Source organism: Brevibacterium linens ATCC 9172 (genome assembly GCF_900169165.1).
GTDB classification, from domain to species: Bacteria; Actinomycetota; Actinomycetes; order Actinomycetales; family Brevibacteriaceae; genus Brevibacterium; species Brevibacterium linens.
Map to the genome: position 1 here is coordinate 26,339 of NZ_FXYY01000029.1, position 8,255 is coordinate 34,593.

The 8,255-nt window shown below is 66.8% G+C and carries 7 protein-coding genes and 1 pseudogene; 4 read left to right on the top strand and 4 right to left on the bottom strand.

Annotated elements, in window-relative coordinates:
- Positions 1-50: 50 nt before the first annotated feature.
- Positions 51-2,087 (bottom strand): phenylacetic acid degradation bifunctional protein PaaZ, encoded by a 2,037-nt coding sequence (gene paaZ, locus BLIN9172_RS15695; protein WP_101555878.1) that lies wholly within the window; start codon positions 2,085-2,087, stop codon positions 51-53.
- A gap of 249 nt (positions 2,088-2,336) precedes the next feature.
- On the opposite strand from paaZ, the gene BLIN9172_RS15700 reads away from it, so the two are divergent.
- Both BLIN9172_RS15700 and BLIN9172_RS15705 read left to right on the top strand, forming a co-directional pair.
- Positions 2,337-3,671 (top strand): MFS transporter, encoded by a 1,335-nt coding sequence (locus tag BLIN9172_RS15700; RefSeq protein ID WP_101555879.1) that lies wholly within the window; start codon positions 2,337-2,339, stop codon positions 3,669-3,671.
- A gap of 145 nt (positions 3,672-3,816) precedes the next feature.
- Positions 3,817-4,779, top strand: a complete 963-nt coding sequence (locus BLIN9172_RS15705) for a threonine/serine dehydratase (protein ID WP_101555880.1) — start codon at positions 3,817-3,819, stop codon at positions 4,777-4,779.
- A 7-nt stretch (positions 4,780-4,786) separates the two neighbouring features.
- Here BLIN9172_RS15705 and BLIN9172_RS15710 read toward each other — a convergent pair whose 3' ends face one another.
- Positions 4,787-4,978, bottom strand: coding sequence for a hypothetical protein (locus BLIN9172_RS15710; protein WP_025777397.1), 192 nt, complete (start codon positions 4,976-4,978; stop codon positions 4,787-4,789).
- Positions 4,979-5,060: 82 nt separating this feature from the next.
- Positions 5,061-5,864: an ABC transporter ATP-binding protein gene (locus BLIN9172_RS15715; RefSeq protein ID WP_240812234.1), complete on the bottom strand. Its 804-nt coding sequence runs from the start codon at positions 5,862-5,864 to the stop codon at positions 5,061-5,063.
- Positions 5,865-6,053: 189 nt separating this feature from the next.
- Here BLIN9172_RS15715 and BLIN9172_RS15720 point away from each other — a divergent pair, with 189 nt between their 5' ends.
- Entirely contained in the window at positions 6,054-6,977 is a 924-nt protein-coding gene (locus tag BLIN9172_RS15720) for an IclR family transcriptional regulator (RefSeq protein WP_101555882.1), read from the top strand.
- A gap of 49 nt (positions 6,978-7,026) precedes the next feature.
- Positions 7,027-8,016: an Ldh family oxidoreductase gene (locus BLIN9172_RS15725; protein ID WP_101555883.1), complete on the top strand. Its 990-nt coding sequence runs from the start codon at positions 7,027-7,029 to the stop codon at positions 8,014-8,016.
- Between the two features lie 128 nt (positions 8,017-8,144).
- Here the strand turns inward: BLIN9172_RS15725 and BLIN9172_RS18660 are convergent.
- Positions 8,145-8,255, bottom strand: a pseudogene (locus BLIN9172_RS18660) (IS5/IS1182 family transposase); the annotation flags it as partial.

Consider the following 8,255-nt stretch of genomic DNA (forward strand, 5'->3'; position numbering starts at 1 on the left):
TGCTCGAAATCCCGCACAGGACGTCCGGAACTCGACAACCTTTTGCGCCCTCAGTACTCCTTGGCCACCAGGGTGAGCACGTCGTAGTTCGCGACGGGCTCCTCGTTCTGGTTGACGACCTGCGCGTCCCAGCGGACCTCACCGTATTCGTCGGTCTCACGTGGGGTGATGCGCTTGGCTGTCAGTGTCACCTTGAGCTTGTCACCTGGGGAGACGGGCGTGATGAAGGTGAGCCCCTCGAGTCCGTAGTTCGCGAGCACCGGGCCCGGGTCCGGCTGGACGAAGAGTCCGGCGGCGAAGGACACGATGAGGTAGCCGTGCGCCACGCGTCCCGGGAAGAACGGGTTCGCGGCGGCCGCCTCCTCGTTCATGTGGGCGTAGAAGGTGTCCCCGGTGAAGTTCGCGAAGTGCTCGATATCGTCGAGCGTGACCTCGCGCCATTCCGAATCCAGGGTGTCGCCGATGCGCAGATCCGCAAGCGACTTCGTGAACGGATGCTCGCCGAGGCGGCGCTCCGATCCGTTGACCCATTCCCCACCGATCGCGGTGAGCATGTCCGGGGAGGCCTGGATCGCGGTGCGCTGCATGAAGTGTGTGATACCGCGCAGTCCACCCATCTCCTCACCGCCGCCGGCCCGACCGGGGCCGCCGTGGATGAGGTTCGGCAGCGGCGAACCGTGACCGGTCGACTCGTCGGCATCGTCACGGTCGAGGACGAGCACGCGGCCGTGCCACGGGGCGACCTTCCGGACGAATTCGGTGGCGAACTCACGGTCGTGGGTGACGACGGAGCCGACCAGGGAGCCGCGGCCGCGGGCGGCCAGACGGACGGCATCCTCGGTGTCGGAATAGGTGATGATCGAGGTCACGGGCCCGAAAGCCTCGATGTCGTGGACGGCATCGGACCAGGCGTCATCGGCCTGGAGGACGGTCGCCGCGACATAGGCTCCGCCGTGCTCGGCAGCCAGACGATCGGACTCCTCACGTCCGCCGGTCAGCAGGTGGGCTCCCCCAGCGATGATCCGGTCGACCGCATCGAGGACGTCGGTGCGCTGTTTGTCGGAGACGACGGGGCCCAGGCGGGTGGACTTCTCGCGCGGATCGCCGACGCCCTGGGTGGCGAGCTTCGCGATGATCGCTTCGCCGACCGCCTCGGCGTGGGCCTTAGGCACGAACGTGCGGCGGATCGCGGTGCATTTCTGTCCGGCCTTGACGGTCATCTCGGCGACGACGCCGGAGACGAAGAGGTCGAACTCCTGTGTGCCGGGTGCGGCGTCGGGACCGAGCAGGGAGAAGTTGAGCGAGTCCGCCTCGGCGAAGAAGCGGGTGCCGCGCTGGGTCACGCAGTCGAGCGCGGACAGCGTGCGGGCGGTGTTCGCGGACCCGGTGAAGGCGATCGCGTCCTGTTCGGCGAGGTGGTCGAAGAGCGGGGTGACGTCGCCGCTGACCAGCTGGATCGCACCATCGGGGAGCAGCCCGGACTCGATCATGTCGGCAACGACGGCACGGGTCAGGTGGGCGGTGTCGGTGGCGGGCTTGACGACGACGGGGACGCCGGCGACGAACATCGGGCCGAACTTCTCGAGCATGCCCCAGACGGGGAAGTTGAAGGCGTTGATCTGCAGCGCGAGTCCCTGTCGGGAGGTGAGGATGTGGCGGCCGACGAAGGTGCCGTTCTTCGACAGACGCTCGACTCCGCCGTCGAGGTGGACGGTCGAGTTCGGCATCTGGCGGCGGGCGACGCCGGAGTAGGTGAAGAGGGTGCCGATTCCGCCTTCGATGTCGACGAAGGCGTCGCGCTTCGTGGTGCCGGTGGAAAACGAGATCTCGTGGTAGTTCTTCGTGCGCTCCATGAGGTAGGTCGCGAGCTTCTTCAGTATCACACCGCGCTGGTGGAAGGTGAGTGCCTGCAGCGCCTCGATGCCGGTGGTCCGGGCATGATCGGCGACGGCGGCGAAGTCGATTCCGGCCGAACTCACCGAGTGCAGGAGCTCTCCGGTGCCGGCGTCGCGGACGGGTCGGGCGGACTCCGTCGCTCCGGGTGTGTGCCAGCCTCCGGCCACATAGGAACTGAGGATTTCGGTCATGCTTTGCTCTCCCTCGCGGAACGACGTCTCCCGGTTCACGGTGGCCGATGTCGGCACCGCTGCCGATTCATAGAAATATACTAACCAATTGGTCGGTAATTGTCATCGCAAGGAGTGGCGTACGCCACTGTCCTGGTCTATGATCGAGAGCGATTACTGACCGAACGGTCACCATCGGCCGGCCCGAAGACGGACTCGCCGGTGCGCCGCGGTCCTCGGCAATGTCGCCCAGCAACGGAAAGTCCAGGCATGTCCACAACCGCTCAGCACACGATCACCCGCGAGGAGCGCAAGGTCCTCGCCGGCACCCTCGTCGGCACCACCATCGAGTGGTACGACTTCTTCATCTACGCTCAGGCCGCCGGTCTTGTCCTCTCGGCTCAGTACTTCGGCCCGCTGGCCTCGGACAATCCGGCGCTCGGCCAGATCATGGCCTGGGCGTCTCTGGGCATTTCGTTCCTCTTCCGACCGTTGGGCGCAATCCTCGCCGGCCACCTCGGTGATCGGATCGGGCGGAAGAAGATGCTCGTCCTCACGCTCATCCTCATGGGGGCCGCGACCTCGCTCATCGGCCTGCTGCCGAACTACGCGATGATCGGCATCGGCGCACCGATCCTGCTCACCCTGCTGCGGATCCTCCAGGGCTTCTCCGCCGGCGGCGAATGGGGCGGTGCCGCACTGCTGTCGGTCGAGCATGCCCCGGTCTCCAAGCGCGGGATCTTCGGCGCCTACCCGCAGATCGGCGTGCCCGTGGGCATGATTCTCGCCACCGGCGTCATCTGGATCCTGACCACCGTGCTCACCCCCGAACAGTTCGCGAGCTTCGGCTGGAGGATTCCGTTCCTCTTCTCCGTCGTCCTCGTGCTCGTCGGCTATTACATCCGCCGCCAGGTCGAGGAGTCACCGGTCTTCGCCGAACTCGCCGAACGCAAGGCCGAGTCCTCGGCCCCGCTGGGCACGCTGTTCAAGAAGAACACGAAGGAAGTCGTCCTCTCTGCGCTCATCTTCATCGGCAACAACGCCGTGGGCTACATGATCATCGCGTTCTTCGCCGCCTACGCCTCTCGTCCTCTCGCCGAGGGCGGATCCGTCGGCCTCGACCGGGCGCCCGTGCTGCTGGCGACGACCCTGGCGAGCTTCGGTTGGTTGGTGTTCACGATGTGGGGCGGCGCGCTGTCGGACAAGCTCGGTCGCGTGCGCACCTTCCAGATCGGCTACATCCTGCTCATCGTGTGGCTCATCCCGACGTTCCTCATGATCGACATGGCCAATATCTGGATGTACGGCATCGGCATCTTCGTCCTCACCGTCGGCATGGGTCTGTCCTACGGCCCGATGTCGGCGATGTATGCGGAGATGTTCCCCGTCGAGGTCCGCTATTCAGGTGTGTCGATCGGCTATGCGCTCGGCGCGATCCTCGGCGGCGCCTTCGCCCCGACCATCGCCGAGACCCTGCTGGCCGAGACGGGTTCGTCGATCTCGATCGCGATCTACATGATCATCGTGTGCGTCATCTCGCTCATCGGCGTCAGCCTCGTCAAGGAGACGAAGGGCAACGACCTCGGTTTGGCCAAGCTCCACTGAGGCTACCGCGAACCCCTGGGTCGTCACCTGCACCTCGATTTCCTGGTCGATCCACGGTGATTCCTCCGCCTGTACCACCGTGGATCGACCCAACAATCCACCGAGGCGGCGCACCCACTCAGCAGCTCTCGCATAGGCTGATGGCATGACTGAGCTGACGTATCCCGACATCGAAGCCGCAGCCGAGCGGATCGCCGGCCGGGTGCGCCCGGTGACCGTGGCCCCGACCGACAAGGACGGACTCGTCTTCGCCCTCGAGTTCATGCAGCACACGGGCACGTTCAAGGCCCGCGGTGCGCAGAACTTCATCCAGGCGCATCTCGCCGAGGGCACCTTCCCCGAGGCGGGAGTGACGATCGCCTCGGGCGGCAATGCAGGCCTTGCCTGCGCCTGGGCCGCCCGTGCCGCCGGTGTGACGGCGACCGTCTTCCTGCCGACCACGGCACCGAGCGTCAAGGTCGAACGGCTGCGCTCCTATGGGGTGCGTGTGGAGTTGGTCGGTTCCGAATACGCCGAGGCGGCCGCGGCCTGCCAGGAATTCGTCGACTCATCGGGTGCGTTGGCCTCGCACGCCTACGACCATCCGCTCATCGCGGCCGGTGCCGGCACCCTGATGACCGAGATCCTCACGCAGGTGCCCGACCTCGACACCGTCGTCGTCTCCGTCGGAGGCGGCGGACTGTTCGCCGGTGTCGCGACGGCCGCGACCCATCACGGAGTGCGCACGGTGGCGGTCGAACCGGAGAACTGCCGGGCGCTGAACGCCGCAGTGGAAGCGGGTGAGCCGGTCGACGTCACGGTCGATTCGCTGGCAGCGGACTCGCTCGGCGCACGCCGGGTCACGCCGCTGGCACTGGAGGCGGCAAGGTCGGATCTGGTCACCTCGGTGCTGGTCAGCGATGAGGCGATCATCGGAGCGCGGCAGCACCTGTGGGATGACCACCGGCTGGCGGTCGAGCATGCGGCGGCGACGGCATTGGCGGGAGTCCGCGGTCAATACGGCGAGTCGGCGAGCGACGGGAAAACTGTGAGCGGCTATGTGCCGGTCGAAGGAGAGAAGGTCTGCGTCGTACTCTGCGGGGCGAACACGAGCCTCGGCGATCTCTGAGGCGACGTCAGCGCGTTCGGTCGCGGTCCTTGGACTTCAGTGAGGCCTTGATGAGGCCGAAGATCGCGAGCGCCACGACAACGGTGATGATGGCCTTGACGAGGAACCACGCGACGGAGAACGCGACGTTGACCACCCACCACGCGATGATGATGGCGATGATCGCGCCGATGACGCTCCACACGGTACTCATCTTCATGCCTCCAGCCTAGGCCCGAGTGCACGGCGGTGCAATGCGCGCGGTGATCGTCCCAGCCGATACCCAGCAGTCGTGCAGTTCGTCAGCCGAGCACCGCACCGGACCGGACCGCGCGGGCCGACCACCGGCGGTCGGCAAAGCCCACCTCGATCGGGTGGTCGAAGGCGGCAGAGACCTGCTCGGAGGTGAGCACCTCGGCGATGGGACCGGCAGCGGTCAGCCGACCGTCGGAGATGAGCGCGGCATGCGTGGTGGTCTCCGGAATCTCCTCGAGATGATGCGTGACCAGCAGCGTCGCCAACTCCGGTGAGCGCAGCGACAGGGCATCGATGGTTTCGAGCAGCTGTTCGCGGGCGGCCACGTCGAGACCTGTGGTCGGTTCGTCGAAGAGCAGCAGCTGCGGGTCGGCGATGAGCGCACGTGCCACGAGCGCACGGCCCCGCTCCCCCTGCGACAGCACCTTCCACCCGGCATCGGCACGAGAGCCCAGCCCCACCTCGGCGATCTGGGCATCGGCCTTTGCAGTATCCGCATTTGCGGGTTCCCACCGCATGGGGCGCTCGACGGTGCCGGTCAGCCCGGTGAGGACGACCTCGCGGACGGTGAGGTTCGAGCGCAGCGGGTGGCGCGGGTTGACGTGTCCGATGAGGCGGCGCAGGGCTGCGAGATCGACCCGACCCATGCGTGATCCGAGGATGTCGACGGTGCCCGAGCTCGGGAACACCTGCGCCGAGGCGAAGCTCAGCAGGGTCGACTTCCCTGCTCCGTTCGGCCCGATGAGCACCCAGTGTTCGCCGGCACCGATACGCAGATCGATGCCGTGGAGAATGTGCGTCTGCCCCCGGCGGAACGTCACATCGGCGATATCGAGCACAGTCTCCGCCACGTCTCGCTCACCCCTCAAGATCGACGGCCCCACCGGCCGGTTGGACCCATTCGATTCTAGGACCCACCTCGCCGAGGCGGCTCCCACCCTGAGATTCCGACGTTTCGCATGGTGGATCAGGAGTTCGCCCCACTGGCGCGGTCTCATCAGTGCGGTCTCGTCAGTGCAGCGTCGGGCCATAATGGAGACATGCACAACGGCGCCGATTCGAATGAGGACCTCCGCGAGGAATATCGCATCAAGATGCGCGGTCGGCTGCTGCGCCGGTCGGCGTCGTTCAACGTCGCCCACGCCGTCGACAGCCTCGAACCCGGCACCGGCGCGCAGAGCATCCAACGCGCGCTCACGCTGCTCAACCTCGTCGGGCTCATCGCCGGGGAGCGCCGTGAAGGCGCGAGCCTGTCCGAGCTCGCCTCGATCAGCGGTCGACCGAAGGCCAGCGTCCACCGCATGCTCCAGGCGCTCATCGCCATGGGCTACGTCGAACGCCTCGAAGAGGGCGGGTATCGCCTCGGCGTGCAGTCGCAGATCCTCGGTCAGCTGGCCCAGAAGTCGGTCGATCCCCTGGTCACGGAGTCAGAGTCGAGTCTGCTGCGCCTGGCCGAACTCAGCCAGGACACCGTGTTCCTCACTCTGCGCACGGGCAGCTATTCGATCTGCGCCCGCCGCGAGGAGGGCTTCGGTGAGATCTTCAACAACGCCCTGTCCGTAGGCGACCGACATCCCCTGGGCATCGGCGCCGGATCGCTGGCGATCCTCTCCGAGCTCTCCCCCGCCGAGGTGGACGCCCAGTTCGAGGCCAACGCCGAGATCCTCGCCGAGAGATATCCGAAGGTCTCCGTCCCGCACCTGCGCGACATCATCGATCAGGCCCGCATCGACGGCTTCGTCCACAATCCGGGGCTCTTCGCCAAGGGGTCGTGGGCGGTGGCGGTGCCGCTGCGCATCCGCGGTTCCCGCCCACGTGCGGCTCTGTCGATCGCCTCGATCGCCGATCGCGTCACCGGCTCCCGAGTCGAACGTCTCGTCGCTCTGCTGCGCCGGGAGGCGAAGGCCATCGCCGAGGCGCTGAGTTCGCAGACCGACCCCGCCCCGGACTCCGGCGACCTCTGACCGACACCGCGCCTCGGTGCCGTGCGTGATCTCCGGTAGCGTGAAGGCCATGCCGGAGACTCCTCACGCCACGACCGTGTCCCTGCCGATCACCGAACTGCGGAACCTGTGCATCGCTGCGATCACGGCGGCCGGCGGCTCACCCGCGCTGGCGCAGTCTCTGGCGGAGGCGACCGTGGCCGCCGAGCGGCGGGGTAAGGCCGCCGTCGGCACGGCACACCTCGTCGATTATCTCGACGGCCTCGAGGCCGGCCGCATCAACGGGCAGGCGCAGCCGCGAGTGACGAACCGCCTGCCCGCCGCGCACCACGTCGATGCCGACCGCGGCACTGCGCAGCTCGCCTTCGACGCCGCTTTCGACGACTTCGCCTCGTCTGCCGCAGACCTCGGCATCTCCGTGCTCAACATCGCCAACGCCTTCACCGCCGGCGAACTCGGCTATTACACGACCCGACTCGCGGAGCGGGGTCTGCTGGCGTTTGCCGGCGCCAACTCGCCGGCGCTGATGTCGCTGTTCGGCTCACCGGGTTCGGCAACCGGAACGAACCCCTTCTCATTCGCCGTCCCGCACCCCGATGGCCCGCGCATGTTCGACCAGGCGACCAGTGCGACAGCCTGGGTCAACGTCCGCGACGCTGCCGATCGAGGAGAAACGATCCCCGAGGGGTGGGCACAGGACCCGAGCGGGGCGGCCACGGTCGAGGCCGAAGCCGCGCTCGCCGGTTCCCTGCTGCCGTTCGGCGGGGTCAAGGGCAGCAATGTGGCTCTCATGATCGAACTCCTCGCCATCCACGGCGGGGGCCGCTTCTCCGTCGACGCGCCCGCCTTCGACTCGGGGCAGGAGAACCCGGGCACGGGACTGTTCATCATCGCGATCGCGGCAGACGCGTTCGATCCCGACTATTCGCAGCGGGTCACCGACCACCTCGACCGCCTGCACGCCAGCTTCGGCGTCGACTTCGGTCGCAAACGCAGCCTCGAGGTCATCGAACTGCCCCGCGACCTCCATTCAGCACTCCTCACCCGCAGCCGCAGCTGAGCTTCGCCGACCGCTCGAGTTACCGTCGAACGCACACCACATAACTCGGTACAGCGACGGTAACTCGAACGGTCGGCATGCGAGAGCGAAGCTTGAGTGAGCTGATTCTGAACTAGGGCATGTCTCCTTTATTGGCGGAGCCATGTCAGGATCGCGCTGATCACGACGGCCGCTCGATAGGTGATGGCGAGCTTGTCGTATCTCGTCGCTAACCCCCGCCATTGCTTGACGTAGGCAAA